Raw genomic sequence first — 25,114 nt, 5'->3', positions numbered from 1 at the left:
GCACCAGCGTCAAAAATATCGTTTGCGATTTTTTCGGTTATGCCAAACCCGCCGGCAGCGTTTTCACCGTTTACAACGACAAAATCCAGACCAAGGTCAAATTTGACGTCTGGAAGATTATCAATAACAGCAGCGCGACCGGATTTACCGACCACATCTCCGAAAAAGGCTAAACGCATAGAGAAGTCCACATAGGCAAGGGGCGTAAAAGGGAGGCTTTACGCCTTTGTCGGCCGATTGTGAATAGCTAGGGCGTTGTTAGTGAACCTTCGTGATTTCATCTATCGTGAAAATTTGCAGTCCGTTACAGTGAATAGAGACTGTTTCAAAAGGCGGTCTTGCCATGCCTTCGGAATATTTAGCGCCTGTTTCGTTTGATAAAGTAGTGTCGGATTCGACGATATTGAGAACTAAATTTGTTTCTGTCGTCATCTCATTATTTCGCTCTAAAGCTGCGAATGCGTCTGCAGGGACGAGCTCGGCTTTGATATGTAAGATCCGATTTTTTTGAGGTGTCTTGGCATTTTCAATGCGCGGCTGAGGCATATGATTGACCCAAGCATAAGCATTTTCGATCTGAAATTTGCAGGCCTGTGTGTCTTTGCCGTGATCATCGTCTTGATTGGCATGGGAGCAAGCGTTCAATCCAATTGTTGCCAATACTGCAAGCGTTATAGCTTTTGATATGGAAGAAATGGTTTTCATCTTGGCTTCCTGTTTTGCGTGTCGCTAAGTGACCGTCTGAATCAATTAGATCATACAATTGGGAAGTATTCGAGGCGCTATTCGTCTTTTTGGTTTTGCGGTGCTGCGCGCGCAAGAAACAAAGGTACAGAATTATTTGGTGTTTCTGCCCAATCTAGCGCGATGTCATGCGCTTCGGATGGAACAGCATCCACTTGTTGCTGGGAATAACCAAGGCCAACAAAAAAGCAGGGGCCATCTGCGCGCAGCTCTTTTATGGCGCGATCATAATAGCCCTTACCATATCCAAGGCGCGTGCCGCGTGCATCAAAGGCAAGCATGGGCGCGAGAACAAGTTTGGGGCGGATCTCGATAGCGTCGGAAGCAGGTTGCAGCAAACCAAACGGACCTTTGACGAGATCTTCTGGCTTTTCATGCAAGCGGAAAGTCATTTCTCCAGAGCTTTCCACACGTGGCAGAACGATTTTTGCGCCTTTTCTTCTCAATCTATTAAGAAGGGGAAGTGGGTCAAGCTCATCGCCAATGGCGCGATATCCCGCCACAACGGGACCAAAGCGATCAAGTAATTTTAATGGAAAACGTTTTGCTAGTTTGTCAGCAGCATCAGGGTCTCGCGCTGCGGATTCGGCGCGAATCTCCTTCATGTGAGCTCGAAGAAGGTCTTTTTGCTGCGCGTTCGGAGATGACAAATTTTATTCCTATCCAGTTTAATAGAGGTGGCGCCACAAACGCCGTGGGGTATGTGTATTCCCATCGACCCAGCAAGCTAGGTGGGCACCAGGTAGTTAGGACCACGATCCAGACCAGAGCCAGCTCCCTGATGAAAATGTAAGGTCGCTGGAATAAAACTTCCCTACACAAACGCCGCAGCAAACCACCAGACTCTCATGTAAGCGCGTTATGTGTTCACAACAAGTGAATGTTTGTACGGAAGCCAATTAAAAGCTGAAAATAAATGAAGAATAGCCAAAGAATGTCTCATCTTCATTGGATGCGTTTGGTGCATTTTTCGCAAAATCACCTTTGAGAAATACAGATGCACCGACATCTAGACGCAAACTTTCTGGAATGAGACAATAACGCGCGCGGCCATCGAGTGTGTGCCCGATGAAATCACCTGATTGGCCTGTGATGTCGCGTTGTTTGGCAATTACCCAGTTATCTGTGCTGGATGCCAAGAAAGCGGCAGAATAGGCGAGGCGAGCATCCCAGCGCGAATTGGGTTTTACTTGGATACGCGCACCTGGGGCAGATAAGTTTGCGGGTGTTAGCGGACCGTGAATTGATGTGTTGTTGAGGTCGGTGCGGCGAGATCCAAACAGGCGTTCATATTGGTCATATTTGTCATCATTTGGATCTTCATCGCCTGATGCATAGTAATATTCAAGCGCAAGGCGGGGCTGCCAAGGTGTATCGAATGTGTAACCAATGGCTGAGAAAAGCATTTGTGCATCGACATCTAAATCTGTTGTATCTGAGACTAATGAAGTGGAACGGCGCGTACCGGTTCTCCATACGCCTTCAATATCCATATCCCATTGGCTAGATATTGGTTTGCGGTAGAGTCGGAAGCCGGGGCCGATATACTCTTTATTTGGTGTGGCTGTGATTGCATTGTCTTTTTCATTTAGTCCGTAAACGAAGATTTCGCCCCATATATCTTTTGCAATAGAAGGTATGAAATCTGAGCGGCGGTAGTGAACGCTCCAGATGTGGCGATCCCATTCTTCACTGTCACCTGAAAGAGAATTGTCATTCAAATCATTTGAAGGATCAGCAGGATTGCGGTCTATTGGTACAACATAAGCGAGATGAAGTTCATCGCCGCGATCATTTGTGGAGACAGCATGGATGCCTGTGTAGGCTTTTATGACATTGGCAAATGAGACACGTTCAATTTGGCGTTTTGAGCCAATGCTGACAGTTTGTCGGCCCAGTGTGATGTCCATTTGTGAACCAGAACCCAATAGGCCTGGTGTTTGGAAATTGGCGTATAATTGCAGAATATCGAGCGGGTTGGTGATGCTGCTGGAATTTGGAGAGTCTTTATCGTCTAGATATGTGCGGCTGTCCTGAAGTTCTATACCGAAAGTGACTGGTCCGGTATCCAGTTTTGCGTGAATGAGTGTCCGAAATAACAACATCTGGTCGCTACCCGTACCGCCAGCGCGAAATTGCCCATTAAGCGCTTCATAGCGCATGCGAGTTTCGCCAGACACGCTAATGTCTTCGGGGAGGTGGTTGTCAAAACGGAATGGTTCTTCTTGCGCAAAGGCATTGCTGGAAAAGCCGAGCATCAAAATAGATAAGCCAACACGCAGTGATAACCGGTTTTGTACGGGCATGATAAACTCCACTCAAATATGCTCCAGGAAGCATTTTTCCGGCTTTATTTCACATATACCCGAAATAGTGAAGTAAGAGTTTAACCGTCAAAGTGGTGAGGAAGAATTAAAGATGCTGGATCTGCTTTTGGATCACCTCTTGAGGGGGTAGGTTTGCGTCCAAAACGGTCCATGCCAAACCAGTATTGCCCTAAATGTTCACCAATAGATTCAAGGCGATCCATATTGGTGCTGGCCGAGTTTTCCAGAGCGCGCATAGAATTGATTAATCCATCAACGCCTTTTTTCTCAAAGGCTCCGAGGAAATTTTCACCCTCAAAGGCATCATCGCCAATAATGTCGCGTACGGCTGGTTCATCAAGGTCCAGATCAATGCGTTGGAAGTGGAGTAGGGAGTCATTCATAATGCCCAGATCATCCATATCGCCAAGTTCTGAATTGATTTTGACTGGGAAGGCGGGATCGGACATAGCTTGAAGCCATGTGAGACCATTTGTTGATGTGTCTGGTATCATGCCGCGCAGGGCCTCAATTGCTTTTAGGCCAGCCATTTTGCCTTTAAAATCTTTTACGCTGAATGTTGGCCGGTATGCACCAGTTCCAAGGGACAATACAGAGATGTTTTCTGGCCCTGTCTTCCATCCAAAACCGAAAGGAGATTTTGGTTCTCCATTCCACTTTGGCCAAGGCTTGGCATTGTCGCGCCATTTTGATGTTGCAACAAGAAAGGCTTGCATGGCCGGATTATTGTGTGGGCTGACACCGCCATCAAAGAATAGCGCTTTTTCGGCTGATGAAATTTGCTTTTCAACAGGGCTTAAAAAGAAAGGGGCTGACGCTGATGCCTGCACTACTTCTTGAAGGATGTAATGCTTATTGGCGATAAATTTTTCGCCGGGGCCGCCATTTGCATCGTAATAGCCTTGCCAATGTGGAGAATTCCATTCCCAATATTTCGATTTGGGATTGTTGGTGAGTACCCACGGGCTGCCTTTATCAATCCGCTTTGAGCAGATCATTAATCCGGTTTGCAGATATTCAGACCCTAATTCTAGCCTATGCGCTGGGTCAGCGCCTTTGCTGATCAGGAAATCACGAAAACATGTATTGATCACTTTAGTGAGTTTACGCGAGTCAAACTTGGGCACCATGCCAATAATGCCGTGTTTTTTCTGACCAAATACATCATTGGCAAGTGTTCTGTAGAGTGATTTTATTTCGCTGACTTTATATCCCATCGCCAGCAGGGTCGCCATGATTGCGCCTGTGGAGGTGCCGGCTATCAAATCGAAATAATGACAAAGGCGAAAATCTTCACGTTCTGCTTCAGGCAATCGTCCGGCAAGTTTTGCTTCGACTTGCTCAAGAATACCGCATGTGAGTATGCCACGGACGCCGCCACCATCTAACGCCAATATACGTTTAGGTCCGTCACTAAAAAGGTGTGTCTCTAGTGATTTTGGTCTTAGTCCGTTTCTCATAGCATATCCCTTGCTTTGTCCCCGCATTAACTATGGCAGGAAGATAGAGCGAGGGAAAGTCAGATTTGAAGTCTTGGTGGAAACTTCCCATTCTTAAGGCGTGGATTTATAGGCGATTGCCCTTGGTTTTGTTGCAAATCGCGTGAGCAAGTTGCAGGTTTTCTATTTTGTCATCGCCGTGTTTTGATTTGGGAATGATATGGTCAAATGTCGGCCGCTGTTTTTTCCAAACATTTGCATGTGGCGTTTCAAAGCGTGAATTTGGCATAGGCTCACCGCAAATTGCGCAATTGCCATCTTGCTTGGTCCAAAGAGATTGAAACCAAGCATGGGGGAGGCGATTGCGATATTTTGAGCCAGACATTTAGCTGTTTAAAATATCGGGTATTTTCCAGCCTCGACGCGCGCATGCTGCCAGCACAGTGTTTTGCAAGAGGCAAGCGATTGTCATCGGTCCAACTCCGCCGGGAACAGGTGTGATGTGTCCAGCTACAGCCTCGCAGCTGTCAAATTCAGCATCACCGACAAGACGTGTTTTACCTTCGCCGCGTTCAGGGGCATCAATCCGGTTAATACCAACATCAATGACGACAGCGCCGGGTTTTACATATTCGCCCGTAAGCATTTGTGGGCGACCAACGGCAGGCACAAGAATATCAGCTTCGCGGCAAACAGCTGCAAGGTCTTTGGTGCGTGAATGCGCAATTGTGACGGTGCAGTTTTCAGCGAGGAAAAGCAGAGCAGCTGGTTTTCCAACTAAAATTGAACGTCCAACAACCACAACATTCTTGCCTGAAAGGTCATTTCCTAAAGCGCGTTTGGCTAGGATGACGCATCCTGAGGGTGTGCATGGACGAAGGCCAGGTTTCCCCAAAACGAGACGACCCGCTGAGGCTTCTGTTAGGCCATCTACATCTTTATCTGGGCTGATTTTTTCTATCGCCGCATCAGCGTCCAAGCCTTTTGGCAAGGGAAGTTGAAGCAAAATTCCATCGACTTCAGGATCATCATTTAGTTTAGCGATTTCTGCTTCGACTTGGTCCTGCGTGGCGTTTGCCGGTAGGACATTATGGAGCGAGCGCATACCGCATTCTTGCGTTTGTTTGACTTTGGAGTTGACGTAAACTTGGCTGGCAGGGTCTTCTCCGACAAGAATAACGGCTAGTGTAGGCTGAGATGGGAGTTCTGAGACTGCCTTGGCTACATTGACGCGCACATCCGCTGCAATCGCTTTTCCATCAATTCTTGTCGCCATGTCTATCTCCATACTTTTCTGCAAGTTGGCTGGATAAGTCAGCACCGTCGCTGATGCGAATGGTCTTTAACCGATCCGTGGACCCTTTGACTACAGCTACTTTTGATTTGGGAAGGTTAAAATGGCTCGCAAGTAGTTTTTCGACGGCTTTATTGGCTTTTCCTTTGTCGGGAATAGCGCGCACACGGAGTTTTAGGTAGGTTCTGCCTGCGGCGTCTTGTTTTGGTGCTTCAACGGCGTCTTTTGATGCATTAGGTGTGACGCGCGCGACGATGTCTAAATCATCGTCGCGAGTTTTCCAGAAAGTGGACATCAATTATGCGCTAGATACCTGCGCTGCTGAATGCAGGGTAGAGGTAGCGCACAATGAAGCTTTGCAAGAAGTAGATTGCAAAAATCAGAACAATGAAAGACAGGTCCAAACCACCCATAGAAGGGATAAATCTTCGAATTGGTTTAGTCAGAGGATCAGAGATTTGGTGCGTGATACTATAGATTGTTGATACAAATTGGTTGCGAGTGTTCACAATCCCAAATGCAATCAGCCAAGATAACACAGCTTGTGCAATGAGAACCCACACCAATAATTGAAGGGCCATCATAACGACATCGAGCACAGCCAGCATATTTCTTATCTCCTTAGGAATATAGTTTGCGAAACTATACGCACAAATCATTCCATTTTCTTAAAACTACTAAGCACTAAAGAGTTATCTGGTGCGATTACAAGAGGAAGAGGTAAGAAGATGAACGCTTTGTGATGTAAAATAGCCTTAATGTGGCCTCAACAGTGTAACGAGTGCTTAAGTGTGTTGGTGTATAAGGGTGTTATGACATTCTATTCTGCACGATTTGCTCTTATTGCGACTATTGTGTTGGCGTTGGCCAGCCCAATGGCGTATGCATTGGCACCAGCCGCGAAAGCTTCTTCCGGTCAGATTGATCCAACAGCGAAGAAAATATCTGGCTCTGAGGATTATGTACCATTTTTTGGAATTCGCGTTTCTGTTGCTTCAGGGTTTGCTGTATCCGCAGTTATGGCTGTTGATGCTGGCCTGCACATAGAAAAATCGAAAACACGCAAACATGTAGAGGCAATTCGCCCGCGCATTATGGATAATTTGCGTATTGCTGTGACAGGATACGCGAATGGGCCGTATCGCGAGGGTATGGTGCCAGATCTAGATATTCTTGAAGGACGCATGCAGCGTGCTGTCGATAAACAATTAGGCAAAGGTGCATCACAGGTCGTTCTGGCGTCTGTGATTGTTTTCAATCAAGATTAAAGCACTAGAAAACTGATATAAAAAAAGCCTGCTTGAGTGAGCAGGCTTTTTTGTTTGTAGAATGATTTACTTATTCAGCGGGTATTGCTGTTGGTGCGCAAGCTGGTGGTTTGTCAGCAATCGTACCTTGTTCAACACCCATAGCAGCAAGCAAGCTGTCATCTTCACTCATTTCTGGGTTGTCAGCCGTAAGCAATTTGTTGCCAACAAAGATTGAGTTGGCACCCGCCAAGATACAGAGCATTTGTCCTTCAGAGGACATGGCTTCGCGTCCTGCTGATAAACGTACCCAGCTTTTGGGGAAGATGATACGAGCTGTTGCTATAGCGCGAACAAGTTCAACGATTTCAAGTGGTTTCGTAGCAGCTTCACCAAGTGGTGTGCCTTCAACTGGCACTAGCATATTGATTGGAACACTTTCAGGGTGAGGTGTAAGTTGAGCAAGCTCATGAAGTAGACCAATACGGTCGTGGCGGCCTTCACCCATACCAAGAATACCGCCGACACAGAGGTTTAAGCCAGCATTGCGGGCTTTGCCAAGTGTCTCGATTCGATCTTCATAAGTGCGTGTTGTCACAACGCTTTCATAATATTCGCGCGAAGTATCAAGGTTGTGGTTGTAATAGTCCAAGCCAGCTTGTGAGAGCGCTTCTGCTTGACCATCTTTTAGCATACCCAAAGTCACGCATGTTTCCATGCCTTCAGCTTTTACTGCTTCAATCATGGAACAGACTTTAGGCAGGTCACGGTCTTTGAGAGAGCGCCAAGCTGCCCCCATACAGAAACGGTCTGCGCCATTTTCTTTGGCTTTGCGGGCTTCTCCAACAACGGCTTCAACATCCATTAGTTTAGATGCTGGAATGCCTGTGTCGAAATGAGCTGATTGGGAACAATAGCCACAGTTTTCGGCGCATCCACCTGTCTTAATGGAGAGAAGTTGCGATTTTTGCATACGGCCTTCAGGCCAATTTGCTTTGCGGACCTGTTGAGCTGCTAGGAAAAGATCTGGTAATGGCAATTCATAAATTGCTGCTATTTCATCCTTCGTCCAGTTTTGGCGTGGCTCTAGGTCTGGCGTGGTCATACTAAACTCCCGATGTCCCGTAATTCTTTTAGAAATAGGACATAGCCCGTCCGAGACAAGACTGCAAACACCTAAGTTGGTCAAACAGACTAAAGTGTTGTCGATATACTAATTTTCCTGAAAAACTTAGTTTCACGACGTTAGCTATATTCCAATAAGATTGTTGTTTAATGCCTGAGAAAGAAGATTATACGGTCAAACCGGAGACTTTGGCTGGCACCGAATTTGCTGATCTTTGATGAAATTCGCTGTATGAGCGAAGATTTATAGCCAGTTCGGACACTTAATTGGGGTTTTGAAATGAAAAAGAAGTTATTGGCAGCGGCAGCGATAGCTATAGGATTTGCTGGGTCGGCCCAAGCAGCCGGACCCCATGCAAATGGACATAGTGCATTTAGCCCTGCTGGTGCTTTGCCTGATGCGCAAGCGGGTCAGTGTTTTGCACGCATCACTTTGCCAGCTGTATATGATATTGTTCCTGAAACAGTTGTGGTGGAAGACGCGCATGAACGTCTTGTCGTCAATGACACTCAATTTGGGCCGTCATCAATTGATGTTCAGGTCAAAGATCAAGGTGTACGCTATGAAGTGCGTCAGCCCGTATATGAAACAGTCACAGAACAAGTCTTGGTGAAACCAGCGCATGAGCGTCTTCAGGTGATTGCTGCTCGATTTGAAGATGTGACAGAAACAATCATTGTTGAAGAAGCCCGCAAAGTTTGGAAAGCGGGTACGAACCTATCATCTCATCGCAAAATAGATGAACAAACTGGGCAGGTTTATTGTCTGGTTGATGTGCCTGCAAAAACGCGCACTGTGACTCGTCGCGTGATGGTTCAGCCTGAGCAGGTGACACGTATCCCTGTAGAAGCACAATATGCGACTGTTCAAAAACAGGTATTGGTCGATCGTGGTGGTGTGGCAGAAATTCCAACACCGCCAGAATTTAAGACATTATCTACGCAAGAAATCATCTCTCCGGCAAGTACGTCTAGATCCATGACTGCTCCGCGCACAGCAATTGTAGAACGCACTGTATTGCGTGCGCCTGAGCGTTTTGAGTGGGTTGAGGTTCTTTGTGATACAAATGCTCAGACATCTTCAATAAGTGACTTGCAAATTGCATTGCGCGAGCGTGGTTTCTATTCTGGACCAATCGATGGGATTATCGGCAAACAGACTGAAGAGGCTGTGCGTCAATTCCAAGCAGCAAATGGCCTGCCTCATCAGGGGTTTGTAACGATGGAAACAATGCGCCATTTGGGGCTGGGTGGCGGAATTTCTTCACGTCAAGCATTATCATCGCACTCTCAGACATCGTCTTATTCAGAACCAGTTTATACAGCGCCTGTGCAAAACCATGTTCAAAATCAATCACATTTCCAACCGGAAATCATGCCGCAATCACACACTATTATGCCTCAAGCACCCGCACATGAAGTGATTTTGGAAACGCGTGAAGCTGAGCGTCACAATGCATATCAAGCGCCAGTGCGCCAAGTTTTACACGAGAAAAAAACAATGGATCGCGCCGAGAGTATGGCGAGTGAATTTGAAGCTTATGCAGCAGCAGTTACAGGACGCCAAGCTGCGGACCAGATGCTTGAGCATGGTGTATCTTCATATAGTTATATGAGTGAAGAAGAGCTTTTGAATGCTGAACACGAAATTGTGGAATCAGGTGATCAGCTTATTCGTCAGCCAGCTCCATTAACAAGCCAAAAACGGTTTCAACGCCCACAAGAATATTCTGTACGGAACCGTTTGAATTGGGATGAAAAATCTACAAATTAGACGCTGATTTCTTCCTTTAAAACGGACTGATAATGCAGCATTAAAAAAAGGCCGCATCATTTTAAGTATGATGCGGCCTTTTTTGTTTTAAATCCGATTATCAGGATTAGACTGATTTATCTTCTTCAGAAATTTCTGGTGCATCAGGATCACCGTTTTTCTTATGCATAGCGATAACCACACCTGATAGTGCTATAATCGCTATCAAGTTTGGAATTGCCATTGTCGCGTTGGCAATATCACCTAAGCGCCACAATGAATCTGTGTTTGTGACGAGACTTCCGGCAAAGACAACGGCGACCCAAGCAAAACGGAATGGGTGAGTTGCCCATTCACCGACAAGATATGTGAGTGCTTGTTCCCCATAATAAGACCAACCAATAATTGTTGTGAATGCGAAGAAGAAGAGCGCTATTGGTACAACCCACTCACCACCTGGGAAGGCTGCGCCATAGGCACGTGTGGTAATGGCTGCAGAATCGGCATCCGACTCCCATGCGTGTTTGACTTTTGTCAGAGTTGAATCCGCTTGGGCTTCAATATCTGCAAGTCGCTCTATCGTGGCTTCTAGCAGCGTTGGATCTGTTTCTGAATCTGATTGCGCGGCTATAAGTATGTCATATTGATCACCAGAAATAGATCTAAATACATCTGGGTATGACGCTTTTATAGCTTCGTCAGATACGAGACTTGCATCCGCTTCCTGACATGAAAGCAGTAATTCCTGCGCAACAGCTCCATTATGGGCAAGAAGTGAATTTCGTCCAATTTGTGTTGCTGTAGGGAATAGGTCACCTTTGGAATAGCTCTCACCTTCAATTGGGTGGGCTGGTATTGAAATAAGGTCGGCTGCAAAACATGCATCTGCTGCAATTGTTGCAGAATTACGTCTGAAATCACCCTGAACAGTCAGGATCACCAATGCAGTCATTGTACAAATCACCATTGTATCAATGAACACACCAATCATAGCGATTTCACCTTGTTGCACTGGATTTTTGGTTTGCGCTGCAGCGTGAGCGATAGGCGCGGATCCTTGTCCTGCTTCATTTGAGAATAGACCGCGAGCGATACCAAAGCGAACAGCTTGCATCACACCATAACCTGCGGCCCCCCCAACGGCTTGTTTAAAGCCAAATGCATATGTGAAAATATCTGCAAAAGCGCCGGGTACTTTTGTAATGTTCATCATTAGAACGACAAAAGCGATTACAACGTAAAGCCCTGCCATAACAGGTACGACTTTACCGGCAACAGAACCAATAGATTTAATACCGCCGACGATGACTGCGAACACAAGTGCTGCGATGACAGCCCCAACAGCCCAGCCGGGAAGGTGGAAATTAAAGCTCGAAGCAGCCACTTCTTTTGCGGCTTCAGTAATAGAGTTAGCCTGAATCATAGATCCAGTTGCCATCGCTGAAGCGAGTGTCCCGATACAGAATAGGACAGCTAGCCAACCCCAGTTTTTGCTTAAACCGTTTTTGATGTAATACATTGGACCACCGTTTACGCGGTCGTATTCATCCCATTCACGATATTTTATGGCTAGACTAGATTCAGAGAATGCGAGTGCCATACCTAATATGGCAGTGACCCACATCCAGAAAATCGCACCGGGACCACCCAATGCCAATGCAGTGGCAACACCGGCAAGGTTACCTGTTCCAACTTGACCAGAAAGGGCGGTAGAAAGAGCTTGCCACGGTGTAATCGCGCCTTCTTCACCTTGAGCCTTACGGCCATCCCACACTTCTTTCAAAGCAGGAATGAAGCGAGTTAACGGACGTCCTCCTAAACGGATCATCATATAGATGCCCGTCCCGACCAAAAATACTGCGAGAAGACCAACAGGAAGAATACGTTGATCTCCCCATGTGCCACCCCAAATGAAATTGCTCACATTGTCTATGAGACCGACTAAAGTTTCCACGAAATGCTCCCCGCGTGAACGATCTTTGTTTCTAATACGAAATGATTAGGTGTAATCTAACCAGCCATGGCGATATGTCGATGATTTCGTGTCCGAAATTTCATGAATCTCACAAATGCCTGCTGATTTGCTGCTTTTTTTTGCAGCTATATGTGCTTGTTTCCAATTCTTGAGTCCATTTTTATAAAGTGTTCGCTTGTCTGGCGTATCGATTGCAGTTGTTTTGAAGAATGTTTGTACCGATTTTTCGTTTTGGATAGAGATTTTTATGGCCAATAACTCAGATGCTCAAGAACGCGCTTCTTTAGTCAGCTATGGAAAAGGTGTCTTTCTAGGACATGATTGTACACATGTTGATGCACGCAAACGCACGCTCGCGCTAGAGAGTGCAGGGGTTGAATTAAAAGGTTTTTTCTTCCGTCGTGAAAAAAATAACGCTGATTATCAACCCGAATGGGACAATGTCGAGTTAGGGATTACTGCTGATAATAATTACGCAAAGCGGGTGCCCGCATTGCTTAAAGGGCTGAAGATACTTGTTGATCATAAACAGGATTTACGCAGTGCCAAATTCATAATGGCACGCAATTTTGATATGATGTTTATTGGTATGTTGGCAAAAGTTTTGACGGGTTCAAAAGCGAAGCTGATTTATGATGTACCTGATATTCAAGAATTTTTCTTTGGCAAAGGTCTCAAGGGAAAAGTGTTTCGGGGGTTAGAGAAGATCATTCTCAATCAGATCAGTTTACTGGTTGTGACATCTCCGGGGTTTATACGTGGATATTTTGAGAAATATCAAAATTATAACGGCAAGCATTTTGTTTGGGAGAATAAGCTTCTTTCCGAACAAATGGGTGACATGCCAACGCCAGAGCAAATGAATGCCCATCGCGTAAAGCCGGAAGAGGGCGTATCGCCTTGGGTTGTGTGTTGGCATGGAACATTGCGTTGTCCGGCTTCTATGAAAATACTGGCCGATACTGCTAAGGCTATGGGTTCAAAGGTAAAATTTTATCTGCGTGGTAAGCAGACCATCTATCCTGAGCTTTTTGAGCAGACATTTTCAGGCATTGAAAATGTGGAATTTGGCGGCGAATACCGCACGCCTGATGATTTAGAAGAAATATATGGATCTGCGCATTTTAATTGGTGTGCTGACTATTTTGACCCTGAAGGTAATTCGCCTTTATTGCTTCCTAACCGTGTATATCAGGGCGGTGCACTAGGTGTTGTCCCACTGACAATATCGGGACAAGAGAGTGCAAATTATGTGGCGCAACACAATTTAGGCTATGTGTTACCAGAGGCAAGTAGCGAGGCTTTGATCGCGTTTCTAAAATCTGCTGATTGGGACGAATACCTAGCTGCCCGTGAACGCAATTATCAGGCAAGAGATACATTGTTTCTTGAGGATGCATCGGATCTACGACAATTGCTAAATGCAATTGATGCTAGCTGATCGAAACAGACACATCAGCTTGATATATATAGCTATTATCTGATTTTGAAGAGATTTTAAACGTGTAGCGGGCAAGCGCATTCATGCGTGTTGCTATGCTCGCTTGTATGATGAGTTCTGAATCAATTGTGTGAAGCCAATCTGTTGTCCAATCAGCGTGTCTAACGGCGACGATTAGCGCTTTTGGGAACTTTTCCGACTGGGATTTATTCATTGCGCCATGAAGCGCGATTGCTTGTGCGCCATATTCCAGTGCGGCGCTAATGGGTAATCCGTGTGCATTTCGTAGTGGGTTTGTGGGCGAAAAATGTGTGTCAGTTGTGCAAATAATGTCGTCTTGGTTGCAAGACTGTACAGTATTGATGAGCACCATGTTTCCGGTATGTGGTATCAGGTCTGATATTGCGGTCATGTTCATCTGTCTTTATTGCGGAAGAAATCTAACAAGGTTGAGCGTAGAACTGGATTAAGGCAAATGCGTGTAAATCAAACTATCAGTTCTGACCATCCTAGTTTACCCGGGCATTTTCCCGGCGATCCGGTTATCCCAGCAGCATTGCTCGTTGAAGCCGCGCAACAGGTCGTTTTGGAGCACGCAAATATTGAGCGGCTATGTGGTTTTTCCAAATTGAAATTGAGGGCGCTTATCAAACCCGATATTGAATTTGAGATAGCGTTTGAGGAAACCAAAACAGGGTATTTCAAAGTGTCCTTAAGTCAACTTGATGTCGTGTGTGTTACGCTTATCTTATCGTCGAGTTCATTGGCATTTATACAGCAATAGCAGCATATAATTGCTTGGGAAAAATCAAATTTGTGTCATTCCGTTGAAATTCCTCAGCACAGGGGTTGGGGTTTTAAGTATAGCTGCTAAATGACTCACGATAGACAGGTGGGATTTCATTTTAGCGCAGTGGGCATTTGGATAACAGTGTCGTACATGTGATGTTCTTTGTGCTGATTGAAGATGAAAAGCACGGGTGATGAGTAGGATGATATTGCCAGTTGGCAATATCGGGTCATGAAGGATATGCGGGGATGCTTAAAGTATTGGCAGTTGGGTTTTCCCAAACAGGTCAACTAAGTCGGTTAATGGATTCAGTTTTGGGGCCAGTAAATGAATCGACTCAGATTGAAGTCACTCGGATTACTTTAGAGACGCACCGTAAATTTCCGTTTCCTTGGAATTTCTTCAATTTCTTCGATACAATGCCTGAATGTGTGTATGAAGACGCACCGGCTATTGAGCCAGAAGGTCTTGATACCGATGCTGAGTTTGATCTGATTATTCTTGGATATCAGGCATGGTTTTTATCACCTTGTCCGCCGATTATTTCATTTTTGAAATCTGAAGCAGCGCGTAAAATCATCAATGGTAAACCTGTGATGACGTTAATTGGATGCCGCAATATGTGGTTGATGGCACAAGAGAGCATCAAAGAACGTGTTGATGATCTAGGCGGCCATCTGATTGATAATGTGGTGCTGGTTGATGAAGCACATGCTGCCTATACATTCTATTCAACGCCGATCTGGATGTTGACGGGAAATAAGGGACCATATTTTAATGGCAAAATTCCCAAAGCCGGCCTGACAGATGAGCAGATTGAAAACGCGTCTCGTTTTGGGGATGCGATTGTGCGTCAATTGCCCAATAGAGATGTTGCTGACACATCGCCCATGATGTCTGGTCTTGGAGCTGTGAGAATCTCTGAGGGTCTGATTGCATCGGAGAAAGTTGCCAAGCGTAATTTCCGTATGTGGGGAGGATTGATGCGCAAATTTGGTAATCCTGATGCGATCGCACGTAAGTTTATTTTGATAATCTATTTCACGTTTTTAGCGATCATTGTGCTGACAATTATGCCAATACTGGCGGTCGTCAAAAAATTGTTGAAGCCATTTACAAAAGCAAAAGTGGCAAGTCAGAAAGCATATTTTGCGCGTCCTTCAGGCGAGGGGCGTGAATTATGGGATGTAGAGCAAGCCGAAAAGCTCGAAAAAGGGACAGTGTAAAGTGACTAGATCTGTTTATGTAACGCGTAGTGCGGCATTTATGCCGGGAGAAGCCGTTTCCAATGATGAGATGGAGGCAATCCTCGGGCAAGCTGGTGGACGTCCCTCACGTGCGCGCCGTATGATTTTGCGTTCAAACAAGATCGTTTCACGTCATTATGCGATTGATCCAGAAACAGGCAAGCCAACTTATTCCAACGCACAACTGGCAGCCGAAGCTGTTCGCGGGTTAGATGAACCATCTAAGCTGAATGAAGTGCAGGTTTTGGCATGTGGGACATCCATGCCGGATCAGATTTTTCCAAACCATGGTGTTATGGTGCAGGGAGAATTAAAATTACCACCTATTGAAGTGAGTGCGACTGCGGGAGTGTGTCTGGCAGGTGTGACGTCATTAAAGTATGCATATATGTCAGTGGCTTCGGGTGAGGCAGATACATCTGTGGCGACAGGTTCTGAAAATGCATCGACTATTTTATCAGCGCATAATTTTGAAGCAGAACTTGATGCAAAAGTAGAAGCTTTGGAAGAAAATCCTGAAATCGCTTTTGAAAAAGATTTTATCCGCTGGATGCTTTCTGACGGCGCAGGGGCGCTTATGCTTGAAAGTGCGCCGCGTGATGGAGCCGTTAATCTGAAAGTGGAATGGATTGATGTCTATTCTTATGCTGGTGAGATGGAAACCTGTATGTATGCAGGGGCGGTCAAAAACGAAGATGGCACGACACGTGGCTGGACAAGCATGACAGCCAAAGAGCGCGATGCAGATTCCGTGATGTCTGTGAAGCAGGATGTAAAACTGTTAAACGAAAATATCATGATGTATGCCGCGCAAAAGCCGGTGCCTATAGTCGCTGAGAAACACAAAATAACACCTGATGATGTAGACTGGTTTGTTCCGCATTATTCGTCTGATTATTTCCGCGTGCGTTTGTTTGATGCGCTCAAGGCGGGTGGCTTTGAAATTCCCATGGAGAAATGGTTCACTAACCTTTCTACCAAAGGAAATACAGGATCAGCATCTATCTACATTATGCTGGATGAGTTGCTCAAATCAGGTAAGCTGAAATCTGGTGAAAAGATCATGTGCTGGGTGCCAGAAAGTGGGCGCTTTAGCACAGCTTTCATGCTGTTTACTGTCGTCTAAAGGTTTCTAGGAGTTAGCCATCATGAAAAAGGATGAGGTCCCGCAGGATAAATCCCGCACATATGGCGGTGAAAGCAAGCTGATGTATGCCGTTGATAATGATGGTAAATATACAGGCGTTGCATCCTCTGGCTGGGAAGTTGAAACCTATGCAACTGTGGCGGCGGTGGAAGCTTTAGAGGCGCAACGCAATGCGGCTTTATTGCGCGGGAAAGCGGGTGAGACATCGCCGCTAGAATACCATATGTTTGATAAACGCATGGATATGGCGACGCTGACATCTTCAACTGGATATGGTGCTTGGCGTGTGAAGCGCCATCTAAAACCTAAAATATTCAATGCATTACCGGATTCGAAACTCGCGCCATATTGTGAGGCGATGGGTATAGATTTGCAGACGCTGAAAAGCCTGCCTGATGCTGATACAGACACGCCGAAAGCCAATTCATGACCCAATTTGAACATCGTCAATCAGCACATTGTGAAAGCGGTGTGGTGGCAAATCTGGTTTCTGCTTCTGGCGTCCCGATGAGCGAACCAATGGCGTTTGGCTTATCATCCAGTTTGATTTTTGCTTATTTGCCGATGGTGAAAATGGCGGGGATGCCTCTAATAGCCTATCGCATGTTGCCAGGGAGCATTATGAAAGGCTCCGCCAAGGCGATGAATGCAAATTGGCAGTCTGAGACTTTTTCGAATGCAGATGAAGGCATGGCAGCCCTAGATAGGGCGCTGGATGCAGGTAAATCTGTGGGACTGCAAACGAGCATTTATTGGCTGCCTTACGTGCCTGAGGATATGCGGTTTCATTTTAATGCGCATAATTTGGTCGTCTCTCACAAAGAGGGGGATGAATATGTGGTGTCTGATCCGGTATTTCCCGAGCTAAAGCGTACGGATGCGGCCTCATTGAAAAAAGCGCGTTTTGTTAAAGGGGTGATGGCACCCAAGGGGCGGATGTATCAGCTTTTAGAAGCGCCAAATAATATCAATTATGAAAAAGCTATTCCGGCAGCGATTGAGCGTAACCGCAAGCTGATGAAAGCACCGATGGTACCGATGGTGGGAACCAAAGGTATTCGCTATATGGGGCGTCAGATTCAGAAATTGGCCAAAAACCCGACAAAATCAGACTATCTCAAGCAATATCTGGGGCATATTGTGCGTATGCAGGAAGAGATTGGGACAGGCGGTGCCGGGTTTCGGTTTATCTATGCTGCATTCCTCAAAGAGAGTGCTGAAATGCTAAATTCCAAGCTACTTGCGGAAGCGGGTGATGCGATGACGGATGCGGGCGATGAATGGCGGCGTTTTGCACTGAATGCAACGAAGATGTGTCGCGGGCGCAAGGATATGGATGCGGATGCATTGTATGATTTGCTAGATGTGTGCGCGAAGAAAGAACAAGCTGTTTGGGATATGCTAAAGGGTGTAAAAACAGCTGTTTAGGGCTTTTGAAGTAAGATAAAGCTGAGTTCGCCGCGTGTGTTTTCTTGGATATAGACAAGCTGAGTTTCGGCTAATTTTTCATGTGTGAGATAATCTCTTAAAACATGGCCTGCATTTGTGCCGTAATGGCCTTTGGCGGGTATGTTTAGAGCATATTCTGAATTTTCAAATTGGCTTTGGATTTCTTGTTTGGTTTGCGGTTTTATACGGTTCCCAAAACTGATTTTATCAGTGTTTTTCAGTAGTGGTTTTACATGATTTATCAATGCATTAGCGTCTCTAAATAAGAAAGCATCGATTAGATATCCAAGCGGTTTTTCTGTTGAGGATTTATCGCTATTTGGTTGACCTAAACGAAACCAATGAGAGCCTTGCGCGAGGGGGTCATTTTCCAAGGCTCCGACGCGTATTCTGTGAGTTGTTTCAGGTTGGGTGATGATATCAACACTTCCAACAAGGGCAGTTTCCACGCCCAATGTTGTGATATCCAGACAGGCTTGGATAAAGGCGGATTCCAGAGCGAATTCACGTGTCGAAAGGAAGCTGGTTGAGCCGCCTATGTTAAAATGTTTGGTGAAATAATAGCACGCAGCATTTGAAACAGTGTTGATGAAGGATAGAGGTTTTGGGACTTGTCTGTCTCTCACCGTGCGATTTAGTACGTCTATAGTGACGTCCATGTCACCAGACGCTGAGGTAAGATAAACATTGGTGTTTTCAGGCAGGGGGGCGGATCGAATAGTGTCGTTAGCACCGATCAACGCCATTTGAATGAAGGGACCGATGCGGCGTATTTGTTTGCCGAAAACCTCTTTGATGAGCGATTTGAAGTCGAGCGCTTCTGATGGCCCGTATTCAACACCGCTGACAGCATAGATTGGCAAAGCTGATCTATCCATGGCGCACCACCAATGATGTGTTATTCCCACCAAAACCAAACTGATTACATAAAATTGTTGGATTGTGCATCTGTTTAGCAGACTGATTAAGTGTGATGCCGAGCTTTTCGCATGGGGTCGCGGAGACGCCTGGTGTCGCTGGTAAGAAGTCTTCATTTAGGCAAGCGTTCAGAATTAACAATTCAGTGAGGCCGCTCGCGCCGAATGTATGTCCAATATAGGGTTTTAAAGCAGTGATGACAGGAAGTGTTTCAAAAATGCGTTGAAGACCCGCGCTTTCTCCCTCATCGTTGAGGAGACTTGCCGTACCATGTGCCTTGATGGCATTGATATCAGATGCATTCACGCCAGCATGTCGGATAGCCTGTTGGATAACGCGGGCAATGGATGTGCCATCTGGATTGGCAGCCGACATACCATATCCATCGCTTAATGTTGCGCCGCCAAGAAGTTGCATACAGGGTGTGTCTGGCTTTTTCGCACTTAATATGACTGCACTAGCAGCTTCACCAAGAATGAGGCCATCGCGGCGGCTATCAAATGGACGCATGCTCGTTTGGGTGAGGAGTTCAAGCCCTTGAAATCCGTATGCAGTGGTGATGTTAAGAATTTCAGCACCGACAATAAGGGCGTGTTCTAATTTTCCAGCTTTGATGGCTGTTGCGGCATATATTAAAGCATTGGCGCTGGCGGTGCAGGCTGTGTTGACCGACATGCCCATCGGGGAAAGGTCAAATTTGCGGCGTAGATGTGCCCCCAGATTATCCATGCTGCAAAACAGATTTAAAGGCTGTGCGTTTTCATCTTTGCTAAGTGCATCAAGATAAGCTGACTCAATGAGGCAAACATCTGAAGATGAGGTGCCGAGGAATAGGCCAGTACTGCGAATTTGCTCTGGTGTCAGGTCTGCGCTTTGTAGCGTTTCGGCAATAATTGTTTCAAGAATATCAAAATAGCGGGTTTGGGTGTTTTCCAGTGGTTTGCCTGATGCCAAATGATATGGAATTTCTGTTGGGGCATCTGCATCGCTCAGCTGAATGGGTAATTTGATTTTGGGCGGAAGTGCCAAGAGAGCAGGAGAGGGCGCACGCAATGCATCTGCATGTGCTTCCATACCCATACCAAGGCTTGTGTGCAGGCTGGGACCGGTCAGAAATAGATTAAATGACATGTGAAAGATCAGGCAGCCTGTTTGGCCTTTAGGATAAAGTCTGCAAGTGAGGAAACACTGGCCATAGCTTCTCTGGAATCAGGACCGCCTTCAATACGGACGCTGTATTTATCTTTGATTGCCAAAGAGATTTGAAGAGCATCAAGGGAGTCTAGCTCAAGACCTTCACCGACAAGGCGCATATCATTGTCGATTTCATCAGCTTCAACTTCTGTGTCGCATTCATCAACGATCATTGCTTTGAGTTCTGCCATCAAGGTGTCTTTATCTAGCTCGGCCATTATTTTCCCCGTAATCAATCATCACTGTTTAAGCGCGTTGTCGTGATTGTACCAGCCAAGATAATATTAGCATTACGCAACCAAAGCCAATTAGCTTTATTAAAAATGACGAGATGCTCATCACATCACCGTTTTGAAGGAAGAGTTCGAGGAAGCCATCTAAACCCCAAGACATTGGGGAAAGACTGGCAAATATCTGCATTTTTTCTGGCATAACAAATTTAGGGATCATCACACCACCAGCGGCTGCCAATAAAATATTGCCCAACCCGCTCATCATTGTGGCTTGTTCTGTCGTTTTAGAGATGACTGCAATAAATAGCGCCATACCTAATGCAGCAAAACTAATGCTGGCGGAGAGTGCCGCCAATGCGAGTGGGTGCCCCTGGATAATAAGAGATTCACCGCCAAATAATGGCACCAAGAATACACCCACAGCCAACATCAAAACGACCTGAAGCTGGTTGACGATGAAATAAGGAATAAGCTTGCTGGCAAATTGAGAAAGCGGCCCTAAATGCGTCGTGCGCAAACGCCGCTGCATGCCTAAATCACGCTCTTTTATAAAGGTGTTTGAAAAAGGGATAGCCACGAAAAAGATTGAGAAAACCAGCCAAGCCGGCACGTTTTGTTGCACAGCTGTGGGCGGCTTATCTGTTGCACCTGAATAGGCATAGGAGACATTGACGGGCGCTTCTAAATCGCTAGCGGATATTTCATCTATGCCTAATGTGTCTGCTTCATCCATCATGCCGCTAATCATGGCTTCTGTTTTGATGCGGCCAATGGCTTCTTTAACAGAAGCAGTGAAAATCAGGGATGTGCGCCGGTCGGATTTAGAAGATACGGCGATATCTATTGTTTTTTGTTCGTCTCTAACCTCAAGCAGGTACTCATCAAACCCAGTGGGAATGGAGACAATAAAGCCAAGATCTTTATTGGCTAGGAGTTGTCCCAGCTCAGCTGGCGCATTTTCTGTTGCGCGTGTTTCAACATTGAAAGCATCATTGGCGCTGAGGCGGGCAATGAGGGCCTTTGAGGCATCTGACTGATCCGCATCGAGTATTTCAACATCTATGCCTTTGCCGCCACGGCTTTCAAAACTGCCTTGAAGAGCAAGGGACATGATGAGGATGAAAACAATCGGCAATATGAAGAGCAAACCTAGACCATGCTTGTCTCGGCTCAAAAGTGTAAATTCTTTTGTGATGGCAGCGCTTAAAGGTTTTATCATTTATTGCGCCTCATTTTGATTGAGGAGATCCAGATAGACATCTTCAAGGCGGCTTTTTCCATAATGGGATTGTTCGATTTCGCCGCCCAATTCGGCGACAAGATTGATCACGTCTGTCATGAGTGCAGGGTTGAGGCCTTCAATGATAAATTCCCGAGGGGAGAGCAATTTGGCGCGACGTGCAGTTAGTTCGTCTGTGGCATAGCTGGGAAGTGGTTCGCTCATGGTTATGTGCAAGCTTTGGCGACCAGCTTTATCCAGAAATGCTGTTTTGGTATCCTGTGCAATCAATTTGCCGCCATCAATGATACCAATATGATCGCAAATAGCTTCGACTTCTTCCATATAATGGGAGGTGTAAACAATGGTGCAGCCGAGCTTATTCATTTCGCTAATGGCGTTGAGAATAGTTTGACGCGAGCGCGCATCAATACCGACAGTTGGTTCATCAAGATAGAGGATGTCTGGCTTGTTGAGTAGGGCAATTGCCAGATTGAGCCGTCGCTTGAGGCCACCTGATAGCGTATCACTGCGCCGGTTGAGGACGTTTTCCAGATCACAGACTTTGATAGCGAAGGCTGTTTGTTCGTTTAGCGTTTCTCTTTTTAGATTATAGGCACCGGCAAAAAATGTCAGATTTTCTTTGACCGTCAGCTTGGGATAAAAAGCGAGGTCTTGTGGGGCAATGGCGGAAATGGATTTAAACGTTTTTCCATTTTTATCTATTGCAACATCATTGATTGCGATCGTGCCTTCTTGAACTTTTATCATGCCCGTTAAGAGAGAAATAAACGTGCTTTTCCCTGCGCCATTGGGGCCAAGCAGACCAAAACAGGCTCCTTTAGGGATAACGAGACTAATATCGGATAAGGCGGGTTTTGAGGAGCCGGCATAGGAGTGGTTTAAATTGTCCACTTTAACAAAAGACGTCTGACTGGACATGGCTATCAAGACCTCACGCTACAAGAAACTAGGGGGTTATGCGCAATCACAATTGCTGCGTCTAGTCTTTAATCCTATTGGGATTAGCTCAATTGCTGAAAAATGAGATGAGGAGATTGACAAACAATGTCGAAAACCCCTAGAAACCGCTCTCTCAATGCAGCCGGATGGCTTGCGCGCGGTTAGCTCAGTGGTAGAGCACTACGTTGACATCGTAGGGGTCACAAGTTCGAACCTTGTACCGCGCACCATTTATTTTACAATGAATTTGGTTTTGGCTGATAGTTGTTTTCGGCATATTGTTCTGTTGTTGGTTTCTATTTGTTTTATAGTAAACGTAGAGTAGAAATTTTATACTCTTGTGAGGGCTATATTTTACATTATTATTGTATGTATCTGAGATGGTACATTCTCCGGTCATACAATTTGTAGATGATGATGGGAACTTGTTGGACAGTCTCGTTCGGCAAGTCAAACGTTCACGACCGGATTGGATTGTTCACAAAAATCAAACACCAGAAAACGCATTGGAAGCATTTCGAAGCAGAGGTGCGGACATTGTGGTGACAGACTTTTGTATGCCGGGAATGGATGGTTTGGATCTAGTATCCAAGATGCAGGCGTTGAATCCAAACATACACACACGCTTTATTATGCTAACAGGGTCTGGTGATTATAGCACCGCGATGACAGCAATTAACCAGCTAAATATATCGCGCTTTCATTCCAAACCATTTTCTTGCAATGAACTTATTGTTGAAATTGAAGCCTGCCTGAAGCTGATAGAAGAAGATGGCTCCCAATCTTATGAGCTGCAAGAAATAACGATGGGAGATATGTGCGCACCTGTTTTTATATTGGATGATAGCGCACGATTGATATATTCTAATCAGGCCGCTGATGCGCTTTTCCAGCAAGGAGATGTATTTTCTTTTGGAAATGACAAGGTTTGCAGGATTAATGATAGCACCTACCGAAAACAATTTGAGGATAGTTTAAAGCTTGTTTTCAATGGAAATTGTGATCGACCTATTTGGTTAAGGTTGGAAGTATCGGCAAACCGACTTCCCGTTGGAATGGTGCTTCAACCCAAAATAATGTCAAACGGGCGTAGGGTTGTGTCGATCCTGCTTTCACCATCCCAAAAGGATGCGCATGTATCTCTACAAGCGATTCAAGTGGTTTTCCAACTGTCCGCCGCTGAAGCGCGCATTGTGCTTGCATTGACAAATGGTTTGCCTCTCGCAGAAGCCGCGTCCGCTTCAGGTGTCGCACTTTCTAGTGCTAGAACCTATCTCAAGCGTGCGTATCAAAAAACAGGTACTTCAAGCCAAGCTGCACTTGTTGCAAGCATATGCGCGACGACAGGAAATCTTTTACCAACATCGCGTTAGCTCCCGACATTATGGGCTTGAGAATATGATATTTGAATGGGTATCAGTAATTTTACTGAAAAACCGCTGTTTTCTTGATATTTGATAAGTGGTTCTTTTTTCAAATAAGGCGATGATGCTTTTAAAAGGCGTAGCCCTAGTTCCAGGCCATTCAGTTTTTTGCTCGCTGATATGTCTACTAAGGTAAGAGGTGTCTGCGAAACGGGGGGCATCTTTTTCGTCCCAGCTGAGCTGTGATTATTAATTTCCATGACAATTGAATCAGCGTTCACAAGCCAAGTTTTGATAGAAATCTTGCTGGACGGTTGGGCATGTTTGATAGCGTAAGACATCAAAGTTGATATCAAGAGTGAAAAGATATGCATGTCTGCTTTCACAACTGTGTTTGAGGCTTCCATATCAATATCGAATTTCAAGTCTCGGCTTTTGGCCTTACGTCTTAGCGGATTGGTGTTTTCTAGTATGATATCATGTAAGTCGAATTGACTAACTTGGGACAAATAATCCCCGCTTTCAATTTTTGAAAGGATTGCAAGAGATTGACTTGCAGCGAGAATTTCATTGCCATTTTCAATAATGTATCCTGCATATTCTTTTATGTCTTTTGCAGGTAGATTAGAGGTTGAAATGATGTTCGCAAAACCAATAATGTGTTTTAGAGGTGTTTGAAATTCTTCTTCAATATTTGCCAGCAGATGGGACGATGTTGAATTAATCGTGTTCCTTACATCTCTTTCTGCAGCAGTTTCCATTATCGCTTCACATAATTGATCTGAAGAGACGGGTTTTTCAAGAAATTTGGATACTTCAGCTTTATTGACAGCCTGAAGAAGTGTTTCGCGGTCATGGTCTCCAGTTAGCATGATACGAGCAATGCTTGGGTCGATTTTGCGAACCCTGCTTAGAAATTCAACACCAGACATTTCTGGCATTCGCATATCTGAAATGACAATATCAAAAGGCTTGTCAGTGGCTATGCGCTGCAGCGCCTCAGTTGGGCTAAGAACCGACACAATATCAAAATGCATGCGTAAGCGACGTTTAATTGTCAATAATACAGGCAATTCATCATCAACCATGAGGATCCGATAACTCGTTGATTTATCCGGACGTTGGGGGAAATTCAAAATCTCACTATGGGTGGTCAAATTCAGCCTCCATTCTGCATTTTATCTGATTTTGCATGGCTGAGCGAATAAATCTGTCCCCATATGGGGATAAGTTAAATATCAAATC

The 25,114-nt window shown here is 45.4% G+C and carries 27 protein-coding genes, 1 tRNA gene and 1 other RNA gene; 10 read left to right on the top strand and 19 right to left on the bottom strand.

All coding sequences use genetic code 11. The features are described 5' to 3' along the window. From AC5EF3_RS13520 to AC5EF3_RS13475, 10 genes are all read right to left on the bottom strand, one after another. Positions 1-179: YmdB family metallophosphoesterase (locus AC5EF3_RS13520; protein WP_493548427.1), on the bottom strand; the 179-nt coding region annotated here is incomplete at its 3' end. 79 nt (positions 180-258) lie between these two features. Continuing rightward, positions 259-705, bottom strand: coding sequence for a hypothetical protein (locus AC5EF3_RS13515; protein ID WP_493548426.1), 447 nt, complete (start codon positions 703-705; stop codon positions 259-261). A gap of 77 nt (positions 706-782) precedes the next feature. After that, on the bottom strand, positions 783-1,394 hold the full coding sequence (locus AC5EF3_RS13510) for a 5-formyltetrahydrofolate cyclo-ligase (protein ID WP_493548425.1): 612 nt from the start codon (positions 1,392-1,394) through the stop codon (positions 783-785). A 26-nt stretch (positions 1,395-1,420) separates the two neighbouring features. Further along, positions 1,421-1,581: non-coding RNA, 6S RNA (ssrS, locus tag AC5EF3_RS13505), on the bottom strand. Positions 1,582-1,643: 62 nt separating this feature from the next. Then, entirely contained in the window at positions 1,644-3,050 is a 1,407-nt protein-coding gene (locus tag AC5EF3_RS13500) for an alginate export family protein (protein ID WP_493548424.1), read from the bottom strand. Positions 3,051-3,130: 80 nt separating this feature from the next. Further along, positions 3,131-4,531 (bottom strand): patatin-like phospholipase family protein, encoded by a 1,401-nt coding sequence (locus tag AC5EF3_RS13495; protein ID WP_493548423.1) that lies wholly within the window; start codon positions 4,529-4,531, stop codon positions 3,131-3,133. A gap of 106 nt (positions 4,532-4,637) precedes the next feature. Next, complete coding sequence (locus AC5EF3_RS13490) at positions 4,638-4,895, bottom strand: HNH endonuclease (RefSeq protein ID WP_493548422.1); 258 nt, start codon at positions 4,893-4,895, stop codon at positions 4,638-4,640. Then, the gene (folD, locus tag AC5EF3_RS13485; RefSeq protein WP_493548421.1) at positions 4,896-5,786 is read right to left on the bottom strand and encodes a bifunctional methylenetetrahydrofolate dehydrogenase/methenyltetrahydrofolate cyclohydrolase FolD; all 891 of its coding nucleotides are present in this window, start codon (positions 5,784-5,786) and stop codon (positions 4,896-4,898) included. Continuing rightward, positions 5,770-6,099, bottom strand: coding sequence for an ACR/YggU family protein (locus AC5EF3_RS13480; RefSeq protein ID WP_493548420.1), 330 nt, complete (start codon positions 6,097-6,099; stop codon positions 5,770-5,772). The genes folD and AC5EF3_RS13480 overlap by 17 nt, the downstream gene beginning before the upstream one ends. 10 nt (positions 6,100-6,109) lie before the next feature. Next, positions 6,110-6,412 (bottom strand): YggT family protein, encoded by a 303-nt coding sequence (locus AC5EF3_RS13475; protein ID WP_015828731.1) that lies wholly within the window; start codon positions 6,410-6,412, stop codon positions 6,110-6,112. Between the two features lie 204 nt (positions 6,413-6,616). Here AC5EF3_RS13475 and AC5EF3_RS13470 point away from each other — a divergent pair, with 204 nt between their 5' ends. Further along, positions 6,617-7,072: a hypothetical protein gene (locus AC5EF3_RS13470; protein WP_015828730.1), complete on the top strand. Its 456-nt coding sequence runs from the start codon at positions 6,617-6,619 to the stop codon at positions 7,070-7,072. A 70-nt stretch (positions 7,073-7,142) separates the two neighbouring features. On the opposite strand, the gene bioB is transcribed toward AC5EF3_RS13470, so the two are convergent. Continuing rightward, positions 7,143-8,156: a biotin synthase BioB gene (bioB, locus tag AC5EF3_RS13465; protein WP_015828729.1), complete on the bottom strand. Its 1,014-nt coding sequence runs from the start codon at positions 8,154-8,156 to the stop codon at positions 7,143-7,145. Between the two features lie 300 nt (positions 8,157-8,456). On the opposite strand from bioB, the gene AC5EF3_RS13460 reads away from it, so the two are divergent. Next, the gene (locus AC5EF3_RS13460) at positions 8,457-9,950 is read left to right on the top strand and encodes a peptidoglycan-binding domain-containing protein (protein ID WP_493548419.1); all 1,494 of its coding nucleotides are present in this window, start codon (positions 8,457-8,459) and stop codon (positions 9,948-9,950) included. A 106-nt stretch (positions 9,951-10,056) separates the two neighbouring features. Here the strand turns inward: AC5EF3_RS13460 and AC5EF3_RS13455 are convergent, their stop codons facing one another. Next, positions 10,057-11,883, bottom strand: coding sequence for an alanine/glycine:cation symporter family protein (locus AC5EF3_RS13455; RefSeq protein WP_015828727.1), 1,827 nt, complete (start codon positions 11,881-11,883; stop codon positions 10,057-10,059). A 268-nt stretch (positions 11,884-12,151) separates the two neighbouring features. On the opposite strand from AC5EF3_RS13455, the gene AC5EF3_RS13450 reads away from it, so the two are divergent. After that, positions 12,152-13,345 carry a glycosyltransferase family protein gene (locus tag AC5EF3_RS13450; RefSeq protein ID WP_493548418.1) on the top strand — a complete coding sequence of 398 codons (1,194 nt, stop codon included), beginning with the start codon at positions 12,152-12,154 and terminating at the stop codon, positions 13,343-13,345. Here the strand turns inward: AC5EF3_RS13450 and AC5EF3_RS13445 are convergent. Beyond that, a complete protein-coding gene (locus tag AC5EF3_RS13445) occupies positions 13,338-13,757 on the bottom strand; it encodes a hotdog family protein (protein WP_493548417.1) in 420 nt (139 codons plus the stop codon). The two genes, AC5EF3_RS13450 and AC5EF3_RS13445, sit on opposite strands and share 8 nt — an antisense overlap. Before the next feature lie 15 nt (positions 13,758-13,772). On the opposite strand from AC5EF3_RS13445, the gene AC5EF3_RS13440 reads away from it, so the two are divergent. The 5 genes from AC5EF3_RS13440 to darH all read left to right on the top strand — a co-directional run bounded on the left by AC5EF3_RS13440 (position 13,773) and on the right by darH (position 17,957). Further along, positions 13,773-14,129, top strand: coding sequence for an ApeI family dehydratase (locus tag AC5EF3_RS13440; protein ID WP_493548416.1), 357 nt, complete (start codon positions 13,773-13,775; stop codon positions 14,127-14,129). 254 nt (positions 14,130-14,383) lie between these two features. After that, a complete protein-coding gene (locus AC5EF3_RS13435; protein ID WP_493548415.1) occupies positions 14,384-15,361 on the top strand; it encodes a dialkylresorcinol condensing enzyme in 978 nt (325 codons plus the stop codon). A 1-nt stretch (position 15,362) separates the two neighbouring features. Further along, positions 15,363-16,508: a beta-ketoacyl-ACP synthase III gene (locus AC5EF3_RS13430; protein ID WP_493548414.1), complete on the top strand. Its 1,146-nt coding sequence runs from the start codon at positions 15,363-15,365 to the stop codon at positions 16,506-16,508. 22 nt (positions 16,509-16,530) lie between these two features. After that, on the top strand, positions 16,531-16,959 hold the full coding sequence (locus tag AC5EF3_RS13425; RefSeq protein ID WP_015828722.1) for a DarG family dialkylresorcinol biosynthesis protein: 429 nt from the start codon (positions 16,531-16,533) through the stop codon (positions 16,957-16,959). Further along, the gene (gene darH, locus AC5EF3_RS13420; RefSeq protein ID WP_493548413.1) at positions 16,956-17,957 is read left to right on the top strand and encodes a BtrH-related acyltransferase DarH; all 1,002 of its coding nucleotides are present in this window, start codon (positions 16,956-16,958) and stop codon (positions 17,955-17,957) included. Before AC5EF3_RS13425 ends, darH begins: the two co-directional genes overlap by 4 nt. Here darH and AC5EF3_RS13415 read toward each other — a convergent pair. Genes AC5EF3_RS13415 through AC5EF3_RS13395 form a run of 5 tightly spaced genes read right to left on the bottom strand, consistent with a single transcriptional unit; the run spans position 17,954 to position 22,484 of the window. Then, positions 17,954-18,856 (bottom strand): hypothetical protein, encoded by a 903-nt coding sequence (locus AC5EF3_RS13415; protein ID WP_493548412.1) that lies wholly within the window; start codon positions 18,854-18,856, stop codon positions 17,954-17,956. The two genes, darH and AC5EF3_RS13415, sit on opposite strands and share 4 nt — an antisense overlap. Further along, on the bottom strand, positions 18,849-20,027 hold the full coding sequence (locus AC5EF3_RS13410) for a beta-ketoacyl synthase N-terminal-like domain-containing protein (RefSeq protein ID WP_493548411.1): 1,179 nt from the start codon (positions 20,025-20,027) through the stop codon (positions 18,849-18,851). The genes AC5EF3_RS13415 and AC5EF3_RS13410 overlap by 8 nt, the downstream gene beginning before the upstream one ends. An 8-nt stretch (positions 20,028-20,035) precedes the next feature. Next, positions 20,036-20,308, bottom strand: coding sequence for a phosphopantetheine-binding protein (locus tag AC5EF3_RS13405; RefSeq protein ID WP_015828718.1), 273 nt, complete (start codon positions 20,306-20,308; stop codon positions 20,036-20,038). Positions 20,309-20,336: 28 nt separating this feature from the next. After that, positions 20,337-21,542, bottom strand: coding sequence for an ABC transporter permease (locus tag AC5EF3_RS13400; protein ID WP_493548410.1), 1,206 nt, complete (start codon positions 21,540-21,542; stop codon positions 20,337-20,339). Then, entirely contained in the window at positions 21,543-22,484 is a 942-nt protein-coding gene (locus AC5EF3_RS13395) for an ABC transporter ATP-binding protein (protein WP_493548409.1), read from the bottom strand. It lies immediately after the preceding gene. Between the two features lie 176 nt (positions 22,485-22,660). Between AC5EF3_RS13395 and AC5EF3_RS13390 the strand changes: the two genes are divergently transcribed. Together AC5EF3_RS13390 and AC5EF3_RS13385 are read left to right on the top strand one after the other, a co-directional pair. Beyond that, positions 22,661-22,735: transfer RNA gene (locus AC5EF3_RS13390), tRNA-Val, on the top strand. 150 nt (positions 22,736-22,885) lie between these two features. Further along, on the top strand, positions 22,886-23,878 hold the full coding sequence (locus AC5EF3_RS13385; protein ID WP_493548408.1) for a DNA-binding response regulator: 993 nt from the start codon (positions 22,886-22,888) through the stop codon (positions 23,876-23,878). Here the strand turns inward: AC5EF3_RS13385 and AC5EF3_RS13380 are convergent. Continuing rightward, entirely contained in the window at positions 23,875-25,026 is a 1,152-nt protein-coding gene (locus AC5EF3_RS13380) for a response regulator (protein ID WP_493548407.1), read from the bottom strand. The two genes, AC5EF3_RS13385 and AC5EF3_RS13380, sit on opposite strands and share 4 nt — an antisense overlap. Between the last annotated feature and the right edge of the window lie 88 nt (positions 25,027-25,114).

It is taken from the genome of Hirschia sp. (assembly GCF_058892565.1).
The sequence above is the reverse complement of the archived record's forward strand: the minus strand, read 5'-3'. Positions and strand labels throughout refer to the sequence as shown.